General features: G+C 45.0%; 1 protein-coding gene. It reads left to right on the top strand.

The genetic code is table 11. The features are described from left to right. A partial coding sequence (locus GON22_RS25615; protein ID WP_237179357.1) for a transposase occupies positions 1 to 531 on the top strand: 531 nt, incomplete at both ends.

The raw sequence follows: 531 nt of genomic DNA, 5'->3' as shown, positions 1-531 counted from the left end.
GCGGGTATATGTACCGAGAAGGTAAGCCGGAAGGCTTCTTCTACTTGGATCATCGCACAGTTGATGTGAAATACAACCTTGTTACCGATGTTTTCGTCACCGCCGGCAATGTCCATGATTCCGTACCATATCTTTCCCGTTTAGACCGTCAACGCCAGCGTTTTGGGTTTGCAGTAGAGGCAGTTGCATTGGATTCTGGCTATTTAACGACTCCGATTTGCAAAGGATTAGAGAAACGTAAAATTTTTGGTGTCATTGCACATCGACGATTCCATCCTACACAAGGCTTACATCCAAAATGGAAGTTTACCTATGATGCAGAACGTAATTTGTATGTTTGCCCGCAGCAGCAAGAACTGTCATACCGAACAACAGATCGACATGGCTACCGGCATTATGCGTCAGATCCAAAACAATGTGAAACATGTCCGATGCTGGAGCAGTGTACACGTTCCGCTACCAAACGAAAAATTGTCACCCGGCATATTTGGGAAGAAAGTAAAGAACAAGTGCGAATAAACCGCCTCAGTA

Origin of the sequence: Paenibacillus sp. MMS18-CY102 (genome assembly GCF_009789195.1) — a bacterium.
Taxonomy (GTDB): Bacteria; Bacillota; Bacilli; order Paenibacillales; family Paenibacillaceae; genus Paenibacillus_T.
Note: the sequence above shows the minus strand (reverse complement) of the source record. Positions and strands in the feature narration are given on the sequence as shown.